At 53.8% G+C, this 22,988-nt stretch carries 24 protein-coding genes; all 24 read right to left on the bottom strand.

The window, feature by feature from the left end; genetic code table 11:
* Nucleotides 1–154: 154 nt before the first annotated feature.
* On the bottom strand, nt 155–1,867 hold the full coding sequence (locus tag SACSAC_RS13275; protein ID WP_037287135.1) for a phospho-sugar mutase: 1,713 nt from the start codon (nt 1,865–1,867) through the stop codon (nt 155–157).
* Nucleotides 1,868–1,925: 58 nt separating this feature from the next.
* A complete protein-coding gene (gene fabZ, locus SACSAC_RS13270) occupies nt 1,926–2,357 on the bottom strand; it encodes a 3-hydroxyacyl-ACP dehydratase FabZ (RefSeq protein WP_037287133.1) in 432 nt (143 codons plus the stop codon).
* A 142-nt stretch (nt 2,358–2,499) separates the two neighbouring features.
* Nucleotides 2,500–2,718 carry a DNA-directed RNA polymerase subunit beta gene (locus tag SACSAC_RS13265; protein WP_229714336.1) on the bottom strand — a complete coding sequence of 73 codons (219 nt, stop codon included), beginning with the start codon at nt 2,716–2,718 and terminating at the stop codon, nt 2,500–2,502.
* Between the two features lie 98 nt (nt 2,719–2,816).
* On the bottom strand, nt 2,817–3,623 hold the full coding sequence (locus SACSAC_RS13260) for a flagellar hook-basal body protein (protein ID WP_037287131.1): 807 nt from the start codon (nt 3,621–3,623) through the stop codon (nt 2,817–2,819).
* Between the two features lie 16 nt (nt 3,624–3,639).
* Entirely contained in the window at nt 3,640–4,518 is an 879-nt protein-coding gene (locus tag SACSAC_RS13255; RefSeq protein WP_037287128.1) for a flagellar hook-basal body protein, read from the bottom strand.
* A 160-nt stretch (nt 4,519–4,678) separates the two neighbouring features.
* Entirely contained in the window at nt 4,679–5,677 is a 999-nt protein-coding gene (gene mreB, locus SACSAC_RS13250; protein ID WP_037287125.1) for a rod shape-determining protein, read from the bottom strand.
* 198 nt (nt 5,678–5,875) lie between these two features.
* The gene (gene murA / locus SACSAC_RS13245; protein ID WP_037287123.1) at nt 5,876–7,219 is read right to left on the bottom strand and encodes a UDP-N-acetylglucosamine 1-carboxyvinyltransferase; all 1,344 of its coding nucleotides are present in this window, start codon (nt 7,217–7,219) and stop codon (nt 5,876–5,878) included.
* Nucleotides 7,220–7,392: 173 nt separating this feature from the next.
* Nucleotides 7,393–7,647: a DUF1146 family protein gene (locus SACSAC_RS13240; protein ID WP_051507097.1), complete on the bottom strand. Its 255-nt coding sequence runs from the start codon at nt 7,645–7,647 to the stop codon at nt 7,393–7,395.
* Between the two features lie 334 nt (nt 7,648–7,981).
* The gene (locus SACSAC_RS13235; RefSeq protein ID WP_037287120.1) at nt 7,982–8,404 is read right to left on the bottom strand and encodes a F0F1 ATP synthase subunit epsilon; all 423 of its coding nucleotides are present in this window, start codon (nt 8,402–8,404) and stop codon (nt 7,982–7,984) included.
* 26 nt (nt 8,405–8,430) lie between these two features.
* On the bottom strand, nt 8,431–9,831 hold the full coding sequence (gene atpD, locus SACSAC_RS13230) for a F0F1 ATP synthase subunit beta (RefSeq protein WP_037287117.1): 1,401 nt from the start codon (nt 9,829–9,831) through the stop codon (nt 8,431–8,433).
* 24 nt (nt 9,832–9,855) lie between these two features.
* On the bottom strand, nt 9,856–10,719 hold the full coding sequence (gene atpG, locus SACSAC_RS13225) for an ATP synthase F1 subunit gamma (RefSeq protein ID WP_037287115.1): 864 nt from the start codon (nt 10,717–10,719) through the stop codon (nt 9,856–9,858).
* 404 nt (nt 10,720–11,123) lie between these two features.
* Nucleotides 11,124–12,638, bottom strand: a complete 1,515-nt coding sequence (gene atpA, locus SACSAC_RS13220; protein ID WP_037287112.1) for a F0F1 ATP synthase subunit alpha — start codon at nt 12,636–12,638, stop codon at nt 11,124–11,126.
* A gap of 19 nt (nt 12,639–12,657) precedes the next feature.
* Nucleotides 12,658–13,203, bottom strand: a complete 546-nt coding sequence (locus SACSAC_RS13215; RefSeq protein ID WP_037287110.1) for a F0F1 ATP synthase subunit delta — start codon at nt 13,201–13,203, stop codon at nt 12,658–12,660.
* Entirely contained in the window at nt 13,200–13,685 is a 486-nt protein-coding gene (gene atpF, locus SACSAC_RS13210; RefSeq protein WP_037287107.1) for a F0F1 ATP synthase subunit B, read from the bottom strand. Before atpF ends, SACSAC_RS13215 begins: the two co-directional genes overlap by 4 nt.
* A 149-nt stretch (nt 13,686–13,834) precedes the next feature.
* Nucleotides 13,835–14,059, bottom strand: a complete 225-nt coding sequence (atpE, locus tag SACSAC_RS13205; RefSeq protein WP_037287105.1) for a F0F1 ATP synthase subunit C — start codon at nt 14,057–14,059, stop codon at nt 13,835–13,837.
* Between the two features lie 133 nt (nt 14,060–14,192).
* Nucleotides 14,193–15,008 carry a F0F1 ATP synthase subunit A gene (atpB, locus tag SACSAC_RS13200; protein WP_037287104.1) on the bottom strand — a complete coding sequence of 272 codons (816 nt, stop codon included), beginning with the start codon at nt 15,006–15,008 and terminating at the stop codon, nt 14,193–14,195.
* On the bottom strand, nt 15,001–15,456 hold the full coding sequence (locus SACSAC_RS13195) for an ATP synthase subunit I (RefSeq protein ID WP_037287102.1): 456 nt from the start codon (nt 15,454–15,456) through the stop codon (nt 15,001–15,003). Before SACSAC_RS13195 ends, atpB begins: the two co-directional genes overlap by 8 nt.
* Nucleotides 15,449–15,691 carry an AtpZ/AtpI family protein gene (locus tag SACSAC_RS13190; protein WP_037287099.1) on the bottom strand — a complete coding sequence of 81 codons (243 nt, stop codon included), beginning with the start codon at nt 15,689–15,691 and terminating at the stop codon, nt 15,449–15,451. The genes SACSAC_RS13195 and SACSAC_RS13190 overlap by 8 nt, the downstream gene beginning before the upstream one ends.
* Before the next feature lie 273 nt (nt 15,692–15,964).
* On the bottom strand, nt 15,965–17,119 hold the full coding sequence (gene wecB / locus SACSAC_RS13185; RefSeq protein ID WP_037287098.1) for a non-hydrolyzing UDP-N-acetylglucosamine 2-epimerase: 1,155 nt from the start codon (nt 17,117–17,119) through the stop codon (nt 15,965–15,967).
* Nucleotides 17,120–17,507: 388 nt separating this feature from the next.
* Entirely contained in the window at nt 17,508–18,137 is a 630-nt protein-coding gene (gene upp / locus SACSAC_RS13180) for a uracil phosphoribosyltransferase (protein WP_037287096.1), read from the bottom strand.
* Between the two features lie 297 nt (nt 18,138–18,434).
* Complete coding sequence (locus SACSAC_RS13175; protein WP_037287093.1) at nt 18,435–19,706, bottom strand: ABC transporter substrate-binding protein; 1,272 nt, start codon at nt 19,704–19,706, stop codon at nt 18,435–18,437.
* Between the two features lie 13 nt (nt 19,707–19,719).
* Nucleotides 19,720–20,556, bottom strand: coding sequence for a carbohydrate ABC transporter permease (locus SACSAC_RS13170; protein WP_037287091.1), 837 nt, complete (start codon nt 20,554–20,556; stop codon nt 19,720–19,722).
* Nucleotides 20,556–21,437: a carbohydrate ABC transporter permease gene (locus SACSAC_RS13165; RefSeq protein ID WP_037287088.1), complete on the bottom strand. Its 882-nt coding sequence runs from the start codon at nt 21,435–21,437 to the stop codon at nt 20,556–20,558. Before SACSAC_RS13165 ends, SACSAC_RS13170 begins: the two co-directional genes overlap by 1 nt.
* Nucleotides 21,438–21,708: 271 nt before the next feature.
* Nucleotides 21,709–22,956 (bottom strand): serine hydroxymethyltransferase, encoded by a 1,248-nt coding sequence (locus SACSAC_RS13160; protein WP_037287085.1) that lies wholly within the window; start codon nt 22,954–22,956, stop codon nt 21,709–21,711.
* Nucleotides 22,957–22,988: the final 32 nt, after the last annotated feature.

The following is a 22,988-nucleotide window of genomic DNA, read 5'->3' as shown; positions in this document are numbered from 1 at the left end:
CAAGTTGATAAGTCAGACGCCTCCTGCCGAAACGCGCCGCTTCGGCGCGCTTCGGCAAGAGGCATCGTGGGAGTTCTGTAAAAACCGCCGCGAACGCGAATCGTAATCGGTCCGCGGCCATTTTTAATCAATATCCAATTGTAGAGAAAAAAGCTTAAGCGTCTACTTTTGCCGTAACCGCTTGAACCAGTCGTTCCACGGCTTCTTCGGCCGCTGCGAGCGAGTCGCCGCGAACCGCGAAGTAGACTTTGATTTTCGGTTCCGTGCCCGATGGGCGCAGAACGAACCAGGAGTCGTCCTCCAAAATATACTTCAGCACGTTTTCGGAAGGAAGCCCGTCGATGCCTTTTGCATAATCGAGAGTCTGCACGACCTTCACGCCTGCGACTTCAGTCGGCGGGTTATCGCGCCATTCGGCCATGATCGACTGGATTTTGGCCAGACCGTCTTTGCCTTTCATCGTGCGCGATTCCAGACGTTCGATGAACGTTCCGAACTGTGCATACAGTCCTTCCAGCACGTCATACAACGTCTTGCCCTGCGTCTTGTAGTAAGCTGCCGCTTCCGCAATCAGCATAGCCGCCAGCACGGCATCTTTGTCGCGCGCGTAGCTGCCCGCCAGATAACCGTAGCTTTCTTCGTAACCGAACAAGAAGGTATGCTCGCCGCTTTGTTCGAATTGCGTCATTTTCTCGCCGATGTACTTGAAGCCGGTCAGCGTGTTCAGCACGGAAGCGCCGTAATGCTCGGCAATGACCGCACCTAGTTCGCTGGTTACGATCGTTTTGATGACCGCGCCGTTCTCCGGCAGCGTTCCTGCTTCTTTCATGCGGCTTAATACGTAATCGACCATGATCGCGCCGGATTGGTTGCCGCTCAGAACGACGTACTTGCCTTCCTGGTTGCGAACCACGGCGCCCATGCGGTCGCAGTCCGGATCGGTACCGATCAGGATGTCCGCATTCAGTTCTTCGCCCAGCTTCATCGCCAGCGTGAACGCTTCGCGTTCTTCCGGGTTCGGCGATTTTACCGTCGAGAAGTCGCCGTCCGGCAGCTCCTGTTCCGGTACCACGGCAACATTTTTGAAGCCGATCTTCTCCAACACTTGGCGCACCGGCAGATTGCCTGTACCGTGCAGAGGCGTAAAGACGATTTGCAGGTCGTCGCCTTTGCCGGCGGCCAATTGCTCGCGGCTCAGGGACAAGCTCGCTACGGTATCGATGAAAGCTTCGTCTTCCGCATCACCCAGCCAAACCAGCAGGCCTTGCGCTTCGGCTTCTTCGCGGGTAATCCGTTTGATTGCCGAGAACGATTGAACGTCTTGCACCAGGCTGATGACGCGCTCCGCTTCATGAGGAACAAGCTGTCCGCCTTCTTGGTTGTACACTTTGTAGCCGTTATATTCGGGCGGGTTGTGACTGGCCGTCACCATGATGCCGCCGTCCGCTTGCAAATGACGCACCGAGAAAGACAGCTGCGGCGTCGTGCGAAGCGAAGGATACAATTTGGCTACGATGCCGTTAGCAGCCAGGACCAATGCGGCTTCAAGCGAAAATTCCGGCGAAAAGTGACGCGAATCGTGCGCAATGACGACGGAAGGTTTCCCTGCCTTGCCTTTTGCCGTTTCCAGTATGTACTCCGCCAGTCCTTGCGTCGCTTTGCCTACCGTATAGCGGTTCATGCGGTTGCTGCCTGCGCCGATCACGCCGCGCAATCCGCCCGTGCCGAACTCCAGCTCCCGGTAAAAACGATCTTCCAGTTCGTCCGGCTGCGCTTCCAGCCCTCGCAGTTCCTGTTTGGTTTCCTCATCGATGCTCGGGTCTTCCAGCCATTGCTTGACGACCGCCGCGGTTTTTTCATTTAACATAATTGTCGTACCTCCCTGTCCGGATTGTTGGGGTGAAGAGGCCTTCGCGGTTAGGTGCCTATTCGCGGTCGGCGAGCGCAAACATCATGTCGCCTTCGGCAACCACGGTTCCGTCGACGGTTGCTACGGCATGTCCTTTTCCGATCTTCCCCTTGAAGCGAGTCATTTCGACTTCAAGCCGCAGCGTATCGCCGGGCTTCACCTGTCCTCTGAACCGGAAGCCGTCGATGCCCGCGAAAAATCCGAGTTTCCCCCGGTTTTCTTCGACGATCATCATCGCCACGCTTCCGACCTGAGCCAGCGCCTCAACTATTAATACCCCCGGCATGACCGGATAACCCGGAAAGTGCCCCACAAAGAAAGGTTCGTTAACGGTTACGTTTTTAATGCCGACCGCGCGTTTGCCCGGTTCGACCTCCAAAATCCGATCCACCAGCAAAAACGGCGGGCGGTGCGGTATAATCTCTTGAATCTGCTGCGAATCCAACATCACGAGCAAAACTCCCTTCGGCAATTTCCCCCATCATTATACAGTTTCCCGAAGCAAAAAGAAATCGCGGAAAACCGCCACGGAAAAAGAGCCGCTCCAAGATCCAATGATCCCAGAACGGCTCTTCCTTATCTTCCTGATTTCAAGGAGCAAAGACAAGGTCGAATACATGCATCCATGTCTCCGGCTTAAACGCTTCTTCCAGCCCCTGCTTCCCGATATAGACATAACCGAAGACCAGGCCTCCGGCCAGACAAAGTGCGAAAAAAAGCAGAAAAAGAATAAAACGCAGCAATCTTCTGCCAAATGTTCGTTTGCGACGCACAGATCCTTCGCTCTGCTCGTCCATCACCTTTTCCACTTCTAACCCTCCTTGCTGCAAAGTCCGAAGCCCCGGCGAAAATACCGGGGCTTCGGACGACTTCATTTTATCATCTATGCATTTGTGCGAACATTCAATTATTGGCGGATTCCGTTTGCCAGTGTTGCCATGGTATCGCTGGACGTCAGCGCCTTGGCAGCCAATTGATAAGCGCGCTGCGCTTGAAGCAATTCGGTCATCTGCGCGGTCATGTCCACGTTGGATTGTTCCAGGTATTGTTGTCTCACTTGAGCCGTCACGCCGTTATTCGTCAAAACATCCGCTTCATTCGCGCCGTCCGCCAAAATGAATACATTGCCGTCCGTCTGAACCAGCCCTTCGGAGCGGTCGACGCGCGCCAGCGAAATCTGACCCGCGGCCGTGCTTGTGCCGTTAGCGTTCAGCGCGCGAACCGTGCCGTCGCTATCCACTTGCAGCTTCGACGTGGCCGGGATGCGAATCGGTTGTCCGTTCGTTCCCATGACCGGATGCCCTTGATTCGTCATCAAGTACACGTTCTGCGCGTCGGTTCCGTTAGAGGCCAACTGGAATGCGCCTTCGCGCGTCCAAGCCTTCCCGCCGTTCACTTGAATCTCGAACAACGCGTTGCCTTCGATCGCGAGATCGGACAGGCTGCCCGTTTCTTTCAGAGGTCCTTGCGTCAGATCAACCGTGACTTCGCCCATGCGAGCGCCGAAGCCGAGATTGAATCCCGCATCCGTGCGGCGTCCGTCCAGTTGGAACGATTCGCCCTGCTGCTGCACGCGGGTCAGTACGTCCTGGAAGTTTCCCTGTTTGGCTTTGTAGCCGACGGTATCGAGGTTAGCGATGTTATCCGAAATCAGGTCGAGCTTACGCTGAAGGCCGTTCATGGTCACCGCAGCGCTAATCATCGAGTTGTTCATGAATATGCCCCCTTAGTTAGACTCTTCCGACTTCGTTAACGGCTTTGTCCAAGCTCTTATCGTAAAACTGGACGACTTTCTGGTTGGCTTCGTAAGCACGAAGCGCCGCCGTCAGATCCACCATCGATTGAGCGGCATCCACGGTGGAACGCTCCAGGAATCCCTGTTTCACTTCGATTGCGTCCTCGTTTGTTGCAGCTCGCAGCGAACCGGCCCCTTGCGTCTTTTCCGCAAACAAGCCTTCACCGTCGCGAGTCAGTCCGTTCGGCTGCTCGGCAACCGTGATCCCGATCCGTCCGGACGCGGCGCCTGTTGCTTTATTGAAAATCGTTCCGTTCTCGCGCACCCAATAATCATCCATCGAGCCGGCCAGCACGATCGGTTGTCCGTCCTGCCCCAGCACGTTCTGATTCATCGAAGTGACGAGACGGCCGTCGGAAGCCAAATGCATATCGCCATCCCGGGTGTAGCCGATCCCGCCGGCAGGATTCTCGACATTGAAAAAAGCCTGCGGCTGATAGATCGTTTGTCCGTTTGCCTGAACGGCTTTGCCGGAAGCATCAAACGCAATGTTGCCGCCTTGCGGATTCGCGACCCGGATATCGGAAATCAGTGCCAGGTCGTCCGACGAATTCGACTCCGTCACGTCGCCTTGGACCATCATCGAAATGCTTTCTTCGGCAAACACGCCCGTGTTGAGCTTACCTACCTCGCGATTATCGCGACCTCCGTCGCCGTTTTGCAGCGCGACCATGACTTCCGGGAAGGAACGCGCCACGCTCTCTACCTGTTTGTAACCCGTCGTATTCAAGTTGGCGATGTTCTGCGTCACCGTGTCATGTCTGTGCTGCTGCGTCATCATGCCTGCGGTCGCCGTGTATAATCCTCTCAGCATTCGATGTTTTCCCCTTTCCGATATCGCGGATGCGGTCTGTTGCCGTCTGTGCCAATCCAAGTTGTCGTTGTCCGTGTCCTGATGGCCGGCGTTTTTCAAAAAAGCCCCTCCGGCCTTGTCTTCTATATATCGGCAGATTCGAAAATTTGTTGAGGGGAAATCAGAATTTTTTCTTGGCTGTTTTGTCGAGATGATCCAACATCTTCTGGGTACCCTTGACTACGCAGTGCATCGGGTCCTCGGCCGTCCAGACCGGCACCCGCAATTCCTGTGCCAAGAGATCGTCCAGACCATGCAGCAGGGCGCCCCCGCCCGTCAGCACGACGCCGCGATCGATGATATCCGCCGACAATTCCGGAGGCGTGCGTTCCAGCACCGTTTTGGCGGCACTCACGATCAACGCAACGGATTCGTCCAGCGCTTCCTTAACTTCCGCCGATGTAACGGAAACGGTACGCGGCAGGCCGCTGACCATGTCGCGCCCGCGAATGTCCATTTCCACTTGGCGTCCGTCGGGATGAACCGAAGCGATATTGATCTTCAGATCTTCCGCCGTCCGTTCGCCGATCAGCAATTTATATTTATTTTTGATATAACGAATAATCGATTCATCGAACGTATCGCCGGCTACCTTGATCGAAGAGGACGTTACGATATCCCCCATCGACAGAACGGCTACGTCTGTAGTGCCCCCGCCGATATCGACAACCATATTACCGCTCGGTTGATAAATATCCATGCCTGCACCGATCGCTGCGGCTTTTGGTTCTTCTTCCAGATATACGTCTTTCGCTCCGGTACGCTGGGCCGCTTCACGGATCGCTTTTTGCTCGACGGACGTGATATTGGTCGGCGCGCAGATCAAAATCCGCGGATTGCTGTACCAGCTTCTTCCGCCCACTTTGTTGATGAAGTAGCGCAACATCGCTTCCGTAATGTCGAAATCGGCAATGACGCCGTCGCGCAGCGGACGCACGACTTCGATATTCCCCGGCGTACGTCCTACCATGCGGCGAGCTTCTTCGCCGACGGCCAGAACACGCTTGGATTCTCTCTCTACCGCCACTACCGACGGTTCATCGATGACGACTCCCTTACCCTTTACATAAATCAGCACGTTCGCCGTGCCCAGGTCGATTCCGATATCCTTGCTCAACATGTATTTTCGCGGCCTCCAGCATCCTTGTTTATTCGGCTTTTTCACTGCGCGCTTACGCCCGCCATCCTGTAAACTACCAGCTTTTAACATACCATATTCATGGGGTATACATCAACGGAAATTCACCGGAAATCAAGGCTAAAAACGCAAAAAATCCAAGTTCTCTCGAACTTGGATTTTTCAAACGAAATCTTATGCTTATGCCCACGTCGGTTGAACGCTGAATGCAGGTGCTTCCGTACGTGCCGGCACTTCTGTTGTTACGGTTTCTTTGGCAGGCTCCGGCATGGAGACGCGCCAAATATCCGCACCCAGTCCAACCAGCTTCTCCGTCAGATTCACGTAGCCGCGGTCGATGTGATGCGTTCCGCCGACTTCGGTGGTGCCTTCCGCGACAAGGCCTGCGCAAATCAAAGCCGCGCCTGCGCGCAGATCGGTTGCCGTCACTTTCGCTCCGACGAATTTCGTCTCGCCGCTGACGAACGAAGAACGTCCTTCAACCTTGATTTCGGCATTCATCAAACGGAACTGATCAACGTGCATGAAACGGTTCTCGAACACGGTCTCCGTCACGACGCTTGTTCCTGTAGAGCTGAGCAGCAAAGCCATCATCTGGGACTGCATGTCCGTAGGGAACCCCGGGTAAGGAAGCGTCTTGATATCCACGGCACGGAGCGGCTTGTCCGCGATTACGCGAATGCCGTTCTCGTCCGGTATAACCGTAACGCCCATCTCTTCCATCTTGGCCACTACCGGACCCAGATGGTCTGCGATTGCGCCTTCCACATAAACGTCGCCGCCCGTGATTGCCGCTGCCACCATGTAGGTGCCTGCTTCAATGCGGTCGGGAATGACCGTATGCGGAGCGCCGACCAGCTTATCCACGCCTTCGATGCGAATGGTATCCGTACCCGCGCCGCGAACAACCGCCCCCATCGCGTTCAGATAGTTTGCCAGGTCTACGATTTCAGGTTCTTTGGCTGCATTTTCGATTGTCGTTGTACCGATCGCCATCGTTGCAGCCATCATGATATTTTCCGTTGCGCCTACGCTGGCAAAATCCAGATAGATTTTAGCACCGCGAAGCCTGCCGTCGCTTTTGGCTTCGACATAGCCTTCGCCCAGGGTAACTTTCGCGCCCATGGCTTCGAAGCCTTTGAGATGCTGGTCGATCGGACGCGTGCCGATCGCGCAGCCGCCCGGCATCGAAATGCGGGTCTCGCCCAAACGCGCAAGCAGAGGCCCCATAACGAGGAACGAGGCACGCATTTTGCTTACCCACTCGTATGGCGCTTCAGATGAAGTCAGGTTTTGCGCATTTACACGGATGACTTCATCACGGTATGTAATGCCTGCTCCCAACGATTCCAAAACTTTATTGATGGTCATGACGTCATCAAGAGGAGGCGCATCGGAAATGATGCTTTCTCCTTCTTGTCCTAAAAGACTGGCAGCGATGATAGGAAGCACCGAATTCTTGGCACCGCTAACTTTGACGGTTCCGGTCAATCGTTTGCCGCCGCGGACGATAAATTTGCTCATCTACGTATTCCCTCCGCGCGTTTAATTTGCGTTTAATTTTGTGTGTCCATAATTTGTGTTTGTGGTATTGTGCACATGCCGACTTGAGAGCCGGTTCGTCTTTTGAAATAAATGTAGCCAACAAGCCTAATCACTGATTAACCCAAGCGTTCCGACTTCAAACAATTCCGACTCTAGAATCCTGTCCGGAGCAACTGCGACCATCCGACGTAATCCAAAACAAAGTTCGCGACGAAATGCCCGAGCACGATCGCCAGCAGCACATGCAGCATCTTTCCCTGCGAGCTCTGCGGATGGCGAATGATTACATCGAGCTTTAAATTCTGCAGCGCCCACCAGGCCAGAATAATACAGCCCAGCGATACGACCATAGACAGAATGCCGGAAACTCCGGTTTGCGAAAAAACGGCCAGGTTACTTTCAGCCATATTTCAAGCCCCTTTCATTCGTCCGGTCAGACCTTCGGTCCGCGTATCGATATTTTTGCGGACTCCTCTATAATACTGGGAAGCGAGCGAAGAATCCAGCACAATTCAAACAATTTTTACAAAAAAGCGCCCATAACTTTCCTTCGAAGCTTATTCATTGGGTTTTGCTTGGTTGCTTAAATTTATGTAAGCGCTTTTCTTCAAAAACCCTATCCTTTGCCGCCCTTTCCCTTTATCGGCAAATCTTTCGCCATCTTGAATCCTATTCTCTATATTTCCGGGGAAATACAGGACAATGAGAAAAGGCCGGACTCCGAAGAGACCGGCCTTGCGCTTATTTATTGACAACATCCGTAGTATTTACGTCGATACGGGTCATTGCGCGCTTAAGCGCAAGTTCCGCACGGCGGAAATCGACTTCGTCTTGATGCATTTTGCTGCTTTCGATCCGAAGCTCAGCTCTTTCTCTTGCAGCGCGAGCGCGATCGACATCGATGCGTTCCGGCAGTTCGGCGCTTTCGGCCAAGACAACCACCTTATCGCGACGAACTTCCAAGAAGCCGCCGTGCACAGCGATATGCGAACGTTTTTTGTCGTGCTGCACCGTAAGAGCGCCGATCTGGAGCGGAGCAACCATCGAAATGTGCCCAGGCAAAATACCCAAGTCGCCTTCTACGCTTTTGGCGATGATACTGGTGACCTCACCGGAGTAAATAAGACGCTCCGGCGTGACGATTTCCAGCAAAAAGGTGCTCACTTGTATCCCTCCTCACCCTAAGTAGCTTACAGGGTTTTCGCTTTCTCGACGGCTTCTTCGATCGTGCCGACGAAGAGGAATGCCGCTTCCGGCAGACCGTCATGCTTGCCGTCCAGGATTTCACGGAAGCTGCGGATCGTTTCCTTAACCGGTACGTAGCGTCCTTTGAGGCCCGTGAAGGCTTCGGCAACGTGGAACGGCTGCGACAGGAAGCGTTGGATTTTGCGCGCGCGAGCAACGATAACTTTGTCGTCTTCGCTCAGCTCGTCCATGCCCAAGATCGCAATGATGTCCTGAAGCTCGCGGTAACGAGCCAGGAGCTGCTTCACGCCTTGAGCAACTTCGTAGTGCTCTTCGCCGACAACGTCCGGAGCCAGAATCCGCGAGCTGGAAGCAAGCGGGTCTACGGCAGGGAAGATACCCATCTCGGAGATTTTACGCTCCAAGTTGGTCGTCGCGTCCAAGTGGGCGAAAGTCGTCGCCGGCGCCGGGTCGGTATAGTCGTCCGCCGGTACGTAGATCGCTTGAATCGACGTTACGGAACCTTTTTTGGTCGACGTGATCCGTTCTTGCAATTGACCCATTTCGGTCGCCAGCGTCGGCTGGTAACCTACGGCCGAAGGCATGCGGCCCAGCAGGGCGGATACTTCGGAACCGGCTTGGGTAAAGCGGAAGATGTTGTCGACGAACAGCAGTACGTCGCGACCTTCTTCGTCGCGGAAATACTCAGCCATTGTCAGACCCGTCAAGGCAACGCGCAGACGCGCGCCCGGAGGCTCGTTCATCTGACCGAATACCATGGCCGTTTTGCTGATAACGCCGGACTCTCTCATTTCGTGGTACAAGTCGTTACCTTCGCGCGTGCGTTCACCGACGCCCGCGAATACGGAGATACCGCCATGTTCCTGTGCGATGTTGTTGATCAGCTCTTGGATCGTAACGGTTTTGCCTACGCCCGCGCCGCCGAACAGACCAATCTTACCGCCTTTTGCGTAAGGAGCCAGCAAGTCGATAACTTTAATTCCGGTTTCAAGCATTTCAGCCTGCGTCGACAATTCGTCAAACGTCGGAGGCTGACGGTGGATCGGGTTATTTACCGGGGCAACCACATCGCCGGCTTCGTCGATTGGTTCGCCGAGAACGTTAAATACGCGTCCCAGCGTAATTTCGCCGACTGGCACGGAGATTGGAGCTCCGGTGTCGACCGCTGCGCTTCCGCGCGTCAATCCGTCCGTGGAAGACATCGCGATGCAGCGCACCGTGTTGTCGCCCAGGTGGTTCGAGACTTCCAGAGTCAGTTCGATCGTTTGACCGTTTTCCGTCGCTTTTGTAACCTTGAGCGCATTCAGGATTTCAGGAAGTTGACCACGTTCGAATTCCACGTCAACGACCGGACCCATGATGCTGATAATGCGTCCTGTATTCATGCTTGGTTTTCCCTCCTACAAGCTTCAGCTTTGTGCGGCGCTCGCGCCGGCCACGATTTCGGTAATTTCCTGCGTAATGGCCGCTTGACGCGCCCGGTTGTACGTTAACGTATATTCGTTAATCAGCTTGGATGCGTTCTTCGTTGCCGAACCCATCGCAGTCATTTTCGCACCCAGTTCACTCGCTTTGCCTTCGAGCACCGCTTTGTAAATCAGCGTCTCGGCGTAACGAGGCAACAGAATATCCAGCACCTCGGCAGGCGACGGCTCAAACTCGTAGTTTTGAACCGCTCCTTCGAACGAAACGGGCTCCATCGGGAGAAGTCCTTCGACTTGAGGGATCTGCGTAAGCGCGTTAACGAATTGGTTATAACATAAGTACAGCGCGTCGGAGTGGCCGAGTTCGTAATCTTTTACCGCTCGGGCCGCGACTGCTTTGATATCCGCGAAAGAAGGCGCATCGGACAATTCCGTGACCGTTTCCGCGATCGTGATCCCGCGTCTGCGGAAATAATCCCGACCTTTGCGTCCGATTACGTACAGAATGTACTCGTCCGGAGACGAATGACGGTCCCGAAGCTCATTCGATACCCGGCGCAAAATGTTCGCGTTATAACCGCCGGCAAGACCGCGGTCAGACGTGATGACGAGATACGCCGTTCTGCGCACAGGCCGTTTCTCCAACATCGGATGGCTGGCGTCGATTCCGCTGGAAGCGATGCTCGCCACGACTTCGCGCAGTTTTTCCGAGTACGGACGTGCCGCTTCGGTTTTTTCCTGCGCGCGGCGCAGCTTGGAAGCCGCTACCATCTCCATTGCTTTGGTGATTTGGCGGGTGTTCTGCGTACTCTTAATCTGACGCTTAATCTCGCGTATTCCTTTTGCCATCTTGTCACCTCCTACAGACTTTGCGTGAGCAAAGTTACTTCGTAAGCATGGGCTACAGACTTCGCTTACTTATGTCCGCAGAACGTTGAGAAGTTCCTATTCGTATGGAAAGCTTGGGCGCTGCGGGAGAAATTCGTTCGAGACGCTGTTTCGTGCAGAAAGCTTACAGCTTTCCGCGCTCAAAGGCGTCTTGAACTGAATTTCTCCCTCCGCTTAATGGCTTTCATACAAACGGAATTTCTCAACACTTTCAGACTTTACATAAGCAAAATCGCTTTATAAGTAGAAAAAAACACTGTTATATAAGCCCGGGCTTCGCGAGCAAAGCCGCTCTTCCCTCAGGGGAAGGACGCGGCTTTACACGTTCGAAGCCGTTAAGGGCTCTTCATAAAGAGATGCGCAGCTTAGGCTGTTGTCGCAAATCCTTTTTTGAACTGTTCGATTGCGGCAACCAAAGCTTTGTCGTTGTCGGACGTGAGGTCTTTGGTTTGTACGATCGAATCGAGAATCGCTTGATGCTCGGTTGTCATGTAGGCCAGGAACTCGCGTTCGAAGCGGCGAACGTCGGCAACCGGGATATCGTCGAGGAAGCCTTTGACAGCGGTGTACAAGCTCACGACTTGCTGTTCGACAGCAAGCGGTTGGTTGACGCCCTGCTTCAGGATTTCCATCATGCGCGCACCGCGGTTAAGGCGGGACAGCGTCGATTTGTCAAGGTCCGAACCGAACTGCGAGAAAGCTTGCAATTCGCGGTATTGGGCGAGATCCAGACGCAGCGTGCCGGCAACTTTTTTCATTGCCTTGATCTGTGCGGAACCGCCGACGCGGGATACCGAGATACCGACGTTTATCGCCGGACGTTGACCGGAATAGAACAGGTCCGCTTCCAGGAAGATCTGACCGTCGGTGATCGAGATTACGTTCGTCGGAATGTAAGCCGATACGTCGGATGCTTGAGTTTCGATGAACGGCAGAGCCGTCAGCGAGCCGCCGCCGCGAGCGTCGCTCAATTTTGCGGCGCGCTCCAACAGGCGGGAGTGAAGGTAGAATACGTCACCCGGGTAAGCTTCACGACCCGGAGGACGACGAAGCAGCAAGGAGAGTTCGCGGTAAGCCGCGGCTTGTTTGGACAAGTCGTCATAGATAACCAGCGCGTGCTCGCCTTTGTACATGAAGTACTCGCCCATCGCGCAGCCTGCGTATGCAGAGATGTACTGAAGCGGAGCCGGATCGGATGCCGATGCCGTTACGACGACCGTGTATTCCATTGCGCCGTTGCGACGCAGCGTTTCCACAACTTGCGCAACCGTGGATTGTTTTTGTCCGATTGCGACGTAAACGCACTTCACGTTGTTGCCTTTTTGGTTGAGGATCGTATCGATCGCGATGGTTGTTTTACCGGTTTGACGGTCGCCGATGATCAGCTCGCGCTGACCGCGGCCGATCGGAACCATCGAGTCGATCGCTTTGATACCCGTTTGCATCGGCTCGTGTACCGATTTACGGTCGATAACGCCCGGAGCCGAACCTTCTACAGGACGGAAATGCGGCGTTTCGATCGGACCTTTGCCGTCAACCGGCTGTCCGAGCGGGTTCACGACGCGGCCAAGCATAGCTTCGCCGACTGGAACTTCCATGATGCGGCCTGTACGTTTAACTTGGTCGCCTTCACGGATATCCGTGTAAGGACCGAGGATAACGATACCGACATTGTCTTCTTCCAGGTTGAGGGCCATGCCCATTACGCCGTTGGAAAATTCGAGCAGTTCGCCCGACAATACGTTATCAAGGCCGTGCGCGCGTGCGATACCGTCGCCGACTTGAATAACGGTTCCCACTTCGGCGACTTCGATTTCATTTTGATACTGTTGAATCTGGCTCTTAATCAGCGTGCTGATTTCATCAGGTCTGATACTCAAGTGGTTTCCCCCCTGTCACTTATGCTTGACGTTCAAAAGACTTTTCGAGACGCGCCAGGCTACCTGCAAGGCTTCCGTCATACAGCGTGTTGCCGATGACCACTCTTGCGCCGCCCAGTACGCTCTTGTCCACTACGTTGCGGACCGTAATTTTCTTGCCTGTCAAAACTCCGAAACGTTCAACTGCGGCTGCTTCTTCCGCTGCCGTCAGAGGAAAAGCACTATAAACGACCGCTTCGGCCACGCCGAGCGCATCGTTCGAAATACGTTCGTAACTCTCGCGCAGTTCGCTGAACAACCCCGTCCGGCCGCGTTCGATCAACAGATCTACCGTACGGATCACCGGAACGGATATGCGACCTTCGAAAACGCTGTTCAGCGCCTTTTTCTTATCTTCCGTAGATACACCGGGCGAAGATACGAACTCCCGCAAATCCGCGTTGGAAGCAAACACTTCGGCCAACGCTTTCAGTTCGGCTTGCGTTTCGGCAACTTTGCCTTCGGCAAACGTGACTTCAAACAAAGCGCGGGCGTATCGTTTGGCAACCTTTACGTCCCGGCTCATGATTTCGTCCCTACGTCTTTCAGGTACTGGTCAACAAGGCCTTCGTTTGCCTTCTCGTCGATCTCTTTCTCGATGAGCTTGGAAGCGATTTGTACCGATACGCGACCGACTTCGCCGCGAAGAGCAGCCATTGCCTTGTTCTTCTCGCTGTCGATATCGCGAATCGCTTCGTCTTTCATGCGAGCCGTTTCTTCCTTGGCTTGCGCGAGGAGAGCATCGGCCTGCTTGCTGCTCGTCTGTCTCGATTGCTCAAGAATTTCGTAAGCTTCCTGACGCGCTTGTTGCAGCGCTTCTTTTTGCTGTTCGACGTAAGCGGCAGCTTCGCTGCGGGTTTCCGCGGCCTCGTTCAATTGACTAAGCACCAATTCGCGACGCTTTTCCATCACGGACATCAACGGTCCGAAGGCATAGCGGTTAAGCAGGAAGTACAGAATCAAAAAAGAGGCGAGTGTTACAACTGTAGAGGTCCATACAAAATGCACTTGAGTCACTCCTTTCCGGGTTTTTCAGGTTAGGCATTTCTCGATATTTCGTGCGTTGCGCGAGAGCGACACCGCGGCGCCGCACCCGAAACGCGTTCATTTCAAAAAGAAGGCGCGGAGGCTGCTGCCATCCCCGCCGTGTTTTTAACTTAAGCTGCCGCCCAGAACAGGAACGCCAGTACGACACCGATGATCGGAATAGCTTCGACCAGACCTACACCGATGAACATTGTCGTTTGCAGTGTGGATTTCGCTTCCGGTTGACGAGCGATACCCTCTACCGTTTTGCTGATGATCATACCGTTACCGATACCCGCGCCAAATGCGCCCAAGCCAACTGCGATTGCAGCCGCGATAAATGCTAATGGTCCCATTGAATGTAATCCTCCTCAATTTTGTGTTGCTAAAATATATAGTCTGCCTGAATCGCTTCCGCTTGGAATGGATCGGGCTTGAGACTCGCTTGCTGCATAGCTTCTTCGTTAACGATTACTCGTTAAAAAACGGCTAATGGTCTTCGTGCTTGACGATCTTCTGGGATATGTAAACCATAGCCAGAATCATAAAGACAAAGGCTTGAATCGCGCCGATGAAGATACTGAAACCTTGCCAGATCATCATCATTGGAATCGAAGCGACCAGACCGACCGCGCCGACTGCGCTAAGCTTAAGAATAACTGCGATCAGAACTTCGCCCGCGAAGATATTGCCGTATAGACGCATACCGTGCGTGAGCAAACTCGAGAACTGCTCGATCAAGTTGATCGGAAGGAATACCGGATAAGGCTCCAGGTAGTGCTTGAAGTAGCCTTTCGTATTCTTCGTCATCCCTTGGAAGTGAACGACCAGGAACACGATTGCTGCGAGAGTCATTGTTACGGAAACGTCAGCAGTAGGCGATTTCCAGAATGCGACCTCGACATGCGGATGTGCGTTGCCAGCGGCTGCAGCCGTGTTGAAAGCTTCAACAGCGGTTGTAATCGGCTGACCGAAGATCGTTGCGTCCGCCGCGCTATCGTAACCCATCACGATACCGAACGGAAGGCCCAGCATGTTGCTTACAAAGATGAACATAATCAGCGTGATCGCCAATCCGATATACGGACGGCCATGCTTCAAGTCCATCGTGCTCGCGATCTGGTTTTGTACGAATTCGACCACCCACTCCATAAAGTTCTGAAGTTTGCCCGGGTTTTCCACGGACAAGTTCCGGGTTGCCACTTTTGCGAGAACAAAAACGATGATACAGCTGACAATCATCGGAATAATGATCGAAAGGTCTAGCGGAATACCGTAAAGCTCTATGACGGGAGCTTCATGCATCTTTTTCACCCCTTTCTCCGGTTAGCTGTTCTACTTCTTTTCTCCGCTCTGCAAAACGGGCCATCTCGGCCTGGCTTTCTTTGCGGTTTATGAATATCCCCACGATCAAAAGAATGAACGGGGCGGCTACCATACTAGCTAACAGCGCCTGAAGATTAATCTCGCGCGGAAACTCGATCGCGACGACAATGCCGCCGACCGCAGCAAGCGCACGCCAGACAAAACCGATCCCTCCGCGGACTCTTCGACCCTCCGCAGCGGCGTCAGTCATTCTTCTGACCTTGTACAGTAAGAAATAAGAGCTCAAACAGCTGATGCTGAGTCCTAGAATCAAGCCCATAAGAACAGGATGATGATGCGGAGCGATCAACATCCATATCGCACCGATTGCGAGCAACACATAGGTAATGCGAGTCAACCAACGCATATACCTGGTTAATTCATTCATCGCTTCCCTCCAAGACTTTACGGATGATAGCAACCACACCGAGCATACCCAGGACCAGACCCACAAGCACGCCGACGCCAACCCATAGGCCGGAACCGCCAAGCTTTTCGTCGATCCAACGTCCAAGGAAAACTCCAATCAGCGTAAAGACGGCAAGCTCGATCCCGATCGCACTTACAAGCCCAATCGCTTTCCAAGGGCCCTTATCGTTAAACGGTTTGTCCCGTTTATTCATCGGTTGTCAACCTCATAATCCCCATTCATTTTACTGAACAGCAAGAGTTGTTGTCAATTCGCCGAACTTTTCCTTTTAAAGAAAAATTCTTGGAAATTTCATGGTTTTTGCAAAGGCAATGGTTACGTCTCTTCATACGTTTTGGTAGTATCCGGCGTTCCCGGAAGGTTGTGACGATTATTTGACACTACACGATTCACATTTGTGAAAGCGTATCAACCGTACAGCTATACTGTATACTGTTTACCTAGTCAATCACAATGCAAGTTCGCTTTAAATTGTGTCCATTGTGTGAAATTCTTCCGGACGACCTTTTTTAAAACCGAAACTGTGCAGAATCGCATTGACAATTCGTTGCGACGCTTTGCCATCTCCGTACGGGTTGGCGGCCCGGCTCATGGAATCGTACAAAGTAGAGTCGCTGAGCAGCGCTTGAGTCCGTGCATACACCTTCTCTTCTTCCGTTCCCACCAATTCAAGCGTTCCCGCTTCGATTCCTTCCGGCCGTTCGGTTGTATCGCGCAGAACGAGTACAGGAACGCCGAAGGACGGTGCTTCTTCCTGCATGCCGCCGGAATCGGTCAGAATCATGTGGGTATGCGGATAAAAATTGTGCAGGTCCACGACGTCGAGCGGATCGATCAGCGAGATGCGCGGATGACCGCCGAGGATTTCGTGAGCCGGCTCTTTGACAGCGGGACTCGGATGAACGGGATAAACGATCGCCACGTCTTCGAACTCGTCGGCGATCCGTTTCACCGCGCGGAAAATATTGCGGTGCGGCTCGCCCTGCGACTCGCGGCGGTGCGCCGTCATCAGGATCAGTCGTTTTCCCTTGGCCCAATCGAGCACCGGATGGGTGTAATCAGGCTGCACGGTATATTGAAACACATCCGTAACCGTATTGCCTGTGACAAAAACGCTTGACTTTGACTTGTTCTCCTGCGCAAGATTCCCGGCCGACCAAGAGGTCGGCGCGAAATGCAGGTCGGCCAAAACGCCGGTCAGCTGACGGTTCATTTCTTCCGGATACGGCGAAAGCTTGTTCCAGGTCCGCAATCCCGCTTCCACGTGTCCGACTTTGATCTGCTGCATGAATGCCGAATAGCTGGCCAGGAACGTGGTCAGCGTGTCGCCGTGCACCAGCACGATATCCGGCTGCGCTTCGCGCAGTACCGGCTCCAGTCCCTGCAACACGCGAATCGAAATCTCGTTCAGCGTCTGGCGGTCTTTCATGACGTCCAGATCGTAATCCGGCGTAATCTTGAATACTTCAAGCACCTGGTCCAACATCTGCCGATGCTGCGCCGTAACGCAGACGATCGATTCGATTTCTTCCGGGTGCTTCTCCAATTCAAGAATTAACGGGGCCATCTTGATCGCTTCCGGACGCACGCCGAAGATGGTCATGACTTTGATCTTCTTCATCAGTATATTCCCTCACCTTTCCGTTCGTGATCCGGTCTTTTCGAAACCAAAACAGTTGTCGCTCTATTTAATTCCTTCATTAAATAAAGCGCTTTTTTAACTTCGTTCTCCAAACCGTTCCAGCTAGTACATTATCAACTCTTAATCATAGGATTATGTTCGCTGGAAACCCACACGCTTTAGGTGGGCTTCCGGCGGGCATAACCTTACTTTTAGCGTTGATAAGGTACGAGTACCTTAACCGCATCAAATCTAAGGTTTACGTTCATCGGAAACACGCACGGTTCAAGCGGGTTTTCCGCAGGAGACTTCGTACACGGGTTAGGTACGAAATCTCGATGGGCGTATCCTAACCTCTTAAGCGGTCAAGATACCGAGTTCTAATTTCTTACTTCGTGCCGTACAGACGGTCGCCCGCATCGCCGAGCCCCGGAACGATATAGCCGTGGTCGTCGAGCTTCTCGTCCAGTGCGGCCACATAGATATCCACGTCCGGGTGGGCGTCCTGCACGGCCTTCACGCCTTCCGGCGCCGCGATCAGGTTCATCATCTTGATTTGCGTGCAGCCGCGCTTTTTGAGCACGTCGATTGCCGCAATCGCGGAGCCGCCCGTTGCCAGCATCGGATCGATCACGATCAACTCGCGCTCTTGCACGTCCGTCGGCAGCTTCACGTAATACTCGACCGGTTGAAGCGTGTGCGGATCGCGGAACAGGCCGACGTGTCCGACTTTTGCCGCCGGAAGCAATTTCAGTACGCCGTCGAGCATGCCCAGACCTGCGCGCAGAATCGGTACCAGACCCAACATGCGGCCGGAGATCACTTTGCCCTCGGTCTTGGTTACCGGCGTTTCCACCGGAATCGACTCCAACGGAACTTCGCGCGTAATTTCGTACGCCATCAGCGTCGCGACTTCGTCGACCAATTCTCTAAAATCTTTCGTGTTCGTGTTTACGTCTCGGATAAAAGTCAGTTTGTGCTGGATCAGCGGATGATCGCAAATCACCAGTTTGCTCATAAGGTTCGTCCCTCCGTACCATGTTCGGCTTCTCCAATAGAAGTCCGTTATTCGGGTAATTCGTCTCGAATTCCGCGTCGGGCACGCCGCTTCCTGCGGTAAAGGTTGATACAGAACGCGGCGCACCGTAAATCTTGTCCATTATAGCATTAGAAAGGCCCTCTTGCACCCGCGGTAAACGGACGGACACAAAATTGAGCAGCACTTTTTCAATATTTTCCTTCCATATAAAAAGCCCTCAGCCGAAATGCCGACTGAGGGCGTTACGCAAGTCCCATTCTATCGAATAAGCTTGCCTTATCTGACCTTGAGATTATCGTACGAGGCTTGCATATTATCGAGCAATTGTTCTCTGGTATCCCGTCCCGCGATATACGATTGCATCAAGCTGGCGTAATCCTGCGGCGTGCCGATCGGCAGCTGCTGGAAGTACCAATTGAGCGCTTTGCCGTCCGCGATATAGGTTGTAAGGTCGCCGCCGAGCGGTCCGATGTCTTCCGCTGCCGCTTCGATATTGTTGAAAGCCGGAATGAACTGGAACTTCTCGGTCAGGAACTGTTGTCCTTCCGGCGTTCCTGCCATCCAATCAAGCAGTTCTTTCGCTTCTTCTTTGACCGGCGAGTTTTTGTTGATCACCCAGTACGTCGGCACGCCCACGAACAGCTTGTCGTTGGCCTCGGCATCGTCGCTGATCGGCATCGGCATCATTCCCACATTGAGATCGGGATTGATCCCGTCGAGCGTCGGCTGTACCCAGTTGCCCTGCTGCGTCATCGCGGCCTGTCCGTTGGCGAACGTGGACATTTGCGTATTGTAATCGGTCGTCAGCGGGTTGGCATTGCCGTACTTAAGCGTAAGATCGAGCAAGTCCAACCAGCCGTCAAAAATCTCGTTGCTCGCCATATCCGCGTTTCCTTCGTCCAACGCCTGCATGAAGGCTTCCGGATCATCCTGGCGGGCAAACGGCACGTTCACGTTATGATTGCCCAGCACCCACCATTCTGCATAAGCGTTCACGAACGGCGTATAGCCGGCGTCCTGAATTTTTTGCGCGGCCGCTTCCAACTCGGATAACGTCTTGGGAACTTCGGTCACGCCCGCCTCCTCGAAAATGTCTTTGTTATACAAGAACCCGTAACCCTCATAGTTCAGCGGAAAACCGTACAGCTTCCCGTCCGCGCTCATCGGATCTTTTGCCACCTGGTCCATATTCTCCGTCCACGGCTGATCCGATAAATCCTCCAGATACTCCAGCCACAGATCGCGTTCTTGGAAGCCTCCGATCGTGAAAATGTCAGGCTGGGCCCCCGCGGAAAAACGGGACTTCAGCGAAGCCGCATAGTCCGTGCCGCCGCCGACCGATTGGATATTCAGCACGACGCCCGGATGGGACGATTCGTACAATTCTTTCATTTCCTGAAGCTGATCCGAAATCTCGACTTTGCCCTGATAAATGTTGATGACCTTTTGCCCGGATTCGCCCGCGCTGCCGCCCTGCGTGCAGCCGGACAGCACAGCTGCGGCGGTCAGGATCAAGGCAGGCAGCATCATAAGTTTTTTAGCGAACATACGACTCTCCCCCTTACCCTTTCACGGCGCCCGCCGCAATGCCGGACACGATGTATTTTTGCATAGCCAAGAAAAAGATGATGACCGGAGCGATCCCCAGCACCAGTGCCGGAAGCGCCAAGTCCCATTGCTTCGTATATTGACCGAACAGCATGTATGTCGCGATCGGAATCGTCTGCAAACTTTCGCTGGTCAGCATGAGCGACGGCAGCAGGTAATCGTTCCAGATCCAGAGGGTGTTGAGGATAATGATCGTCACGTACATCGGACGCATCATCGGATACACGATACGGAAAAAGACGCCGTACGTGCCGGAACCGTCTACCCGCGCCGCCTGCTCGATTTCGAGCGGGATCGACTTCATGCTGCCGTGGAAAAGGAATACCGACAGCGGCGCGCCGAAGCCCAGGTAAGCGATAATCAGGCCGATCAGGCTGTCGCTGAGTCCGATCCGGCTCGTCACGTCCGTAAGCGGAAGCATGATCGATTGGAACGGAATGACCATCGCGGCCACGAACAAGGCAAGCAGCGCTTTGTTGAACTTCGTGTTGTGCCGCACCATCTGATAAGCCGTCATCGAACTGAGCAGTACCAACAGTACGTTGCTGACGACCGTAATGATCAGCGAGTTTTTAAAAGCGGACGGGAAGTTGATCGCCTCCCAGCCCGACTTGTAGTTGGACCATTGAAGCGTACTCGGCAGCGCCGCCGCATCCGACAGAATTTCTCCGAACGTTTTCAAAGAGTTGGAGATCAGGAAGTAGAACGGCACCAAGAACAGCAGGCCGATCAGAATAAGAACGATCTCGATAATCAATGTGGGAATGCGATATTTCGTATCTTGTTCCATTACGCTTCAACCTCCCTGCGCTTGGTCGCCCGTACTTGAAGAGCCGTGATGATCGCGACGATGACGAAGAAGATGACGGCTTTGGCCGTACCCAATCCGAGTCGACTGTTCGTAAACGCTTCGCGGTAAATGTCGAGCGCTACCGAACGGGTCGCGTTGAACGGTCCGCCGTTGGTCAGCGCCAGGTTCAAGTCGAACATTTTAAAAGACCAGGAGATCGCGAGGAACAAGCAGACGGTCACGGCGGGCATGATGAGCGGCACGATGATTTTCCACAGGACTTGGCTGCGGTTCGCTCCGTCGATCTCGGCCGATTCCAGCACGTCTTTGGACACATTGCCGAGCGACGCGATATAGATGACCATCAAGTAACCTGCGTACTGCCATACGAACACGATCACGATGCCCCAGAATGCTGTCGGTTCGTCGCCCAGCCACGGCAGATTGAAAAATGACCAGCCCGTCGCTTCCCCGATTGCCGCGAATCCGCGCACGAAGATGAACTGCCAGATAAAGCCGAGCAGCAGACCTCCGATCATGTTGGGCATGAAAAAGACGGTCCGCAAAATATTTTTGCTTTTCAACGGCTTGGTCAGGAAATACGCCAGGAAAAATCCGAGCAGATTCGCGCCGACTACGGCAATCACCGTAAACCTTACCGTAAACCAGAACGAATTGCGGAACTCGGGATCCGACGTAAAAATATGTACGTAGTTGCTGAAGCCCACGAACTCGACGCTGGTCGATACTCCGTTCCAGTTGGTCATGGAGTAGTAAACACCGAGCAAGAACGGCACCAGGACGATTAACGTGAAAAAGATCGTCGTCGGGCCCACGAAAACGAGCTGCTGCGAAAGTTGCGAAAGTTTTTTGCGGCTCAACCGTATCCTCTCCCTCTGCTTTTTTATGTACCTGAAAGATTAAAGCGATTGCAAAACGTAATGATTATATACCCCATTTTGGCTGCTGTCTGTCACACATCCTGAAATTGCCAGAAACATTCAGGGAGGGATTACCTTTTTCGCGGGTTGTCGAGTAAGTTACGTTTGTGTGGGAAGACAGGTTTTCCGACAACGCAAAAAAGCCGCCTTAAAACCGATGTACGGCTCTAAGGCGACTTTATGCAGTCAGGTGCGTGATCGCAGAAAAATATTAGTATTGCAAGCTAGGATACAGTGGGAAGCGGTCGGTCAGTTCTTTCACGTCTGCACGTGCTTTGTCCAGAACGGACTCGTCTTTAGGCGATTTCAGCACGGAAGCGATGATCTGTCCGATCGACTTCATGGCGTCTTGGTCCATGCCGCGGGAAGTCGCGGCCGGCGTACCCAGACGGATGCCGCTTGTGATGAACGGGCTTGTCGTGTCGAACGGAATCGCGTTTTTGTTGACCGTGATGCCGACGGAGTCAAGGACATGCTCCGCTTCTTTACCCGTGATGCCGACGCCGCGCGTGTCGATCAGCATCAAGTGGTTGTCGGTACCGCCGGAAACGATGTTGATGCCTTCGCCGATCAGCGTGTCCGCCAATACGCGAGCGTTGTCGATCACGTTCTGTGCGTACACTTTGAACGACGGATCAAGCGCTTCGCCGAAAGCAACGGCTTTCGAAGCGATCACGTGCATCAGAGGTCCGCCTTGCGTACCCGGGAACATCGCTTTGTCGATCGCTTGCGCCCAAGGTTGTTTACACATAATCATGCCGCCGCGCGGTCCGCGAAGCGTTTTATGCGTCGTTGTCGTTACGAAGTGTGCATGCGGAACCGGCGACGGATGCAGACCCGCAGCGACCAGACCCGCGATATGCGCCATGTCGACCATGAACAGTGCGCCAACGTCGTTTGCGATCGAAGCCAGTGCTTCGAAATCGATCGTGCGCGGATACGCGCTTGCACCGGCAACGAGCATGCGAGGGCGGTGTTTGAATGCAGCCTTACGCACGTCGTCATAGTCGATACGGAAGTTGTCTTCGCGTACGCCGTAAGCCACGAAGTTGTACAGGATACCCGAAGCGTTAACCGGGCTGCCGTGCGTCAAGTGACCGCCGTGTGCCAAGTTCATGCCCAGAACGGTATCGCCTGCTTTGAGTGCTGCCAGATATACGCCCAGGTTGGCTTGCGCGCCGGAGTGAGGCTGCACGTTGACATGCTCTGCGCCGAACAGTTCTTTGGCACGGTCGCGCGCCAGATCTTCAACGACGTCGACATGCTCGCAGCCGCCGTAGTAACGTTTGCCCGGGTAGCCTTCTGCATATTTATTGGTCAGCACCGAGCCCATGGCTTCGATAACCGCTTCGCTCACGATATTCTCGGATGCGATCAGCTCGATGTTGGCTTTTTGACGATCCAGTTCCAGTCCCATTGCTTTCAGTACGGCCGGGTCACTTTTTCTCAAGTTTTCCATGTTAACGTATTCCTCCCTGGGTTTGAAAAATG

This window comes from Saccharibacillus sacchari DSM 19268 (assembly GCF_000585395.1).
GTDB lineage: Bacteria > Bacillota > Bacilli > Paenibacillales > Paenibacillaceae > Saccharibacillus > Saccharibacillus sacchari.
The sequence above is the reverse complement of the archived record's forward strand: the minus strand, read 5'-3'. Positions and strand labels throughout refer to the sequence as shown.